Origin of the sequence: Achromobacter sp. GbtcB20 (genome assembly GCF_019091095.1) — a bacterium.
GTDB lineage: Bacteria > Pseudomonadota > Gammaproteobacteria > Burkholderiales > Burkholderiaceae_B > Achromobacter > Achromobacter mucicolens.
Window position 1 is genome coordinate 1 of record NZ_JAGXJZ010000688.1, and the last position, 254, is coordinate 254.

Here is a 254-nt window from a genome sequence, read left to right on the forward strand (position 1 = left end):
GACCGCATGAGCGCCCGCTTGCGCGCCCTGATGGACGGCCAGCGCCGCCTGCTGCACGACGTCTCCCACGAGCTGCGCTCGCCGCTGGCGCGCCTGCAGGCGGCGACCGGCCTGGCGCACCAGCAGCCGGACAAGATCGCCACCTCGCTCGCTCGCATCGAACGCGAGCGCGTCCGCATGGACAAGCTGATCGGTGAGCTGCTGACGCTGTCGCGCCTCTACGCCAATCCCGACCTGCCGAAGAGCGAACTGGT

1 protein-coding gene is annotated in these 254 nt (G+C 70.9%); it reads left to right on the plus strand.

Translation table 11 applies throughout. The features are described 5' to 3' along the window. A partial coding sequence (locus KVT32_RS30740) for a histidine kinase dimerization/phospho-acceptor domain-containing protein (protein WP_305864338.1) occupies window positions 1-254 on the plus strand: 254 nt, incomplete at both ends.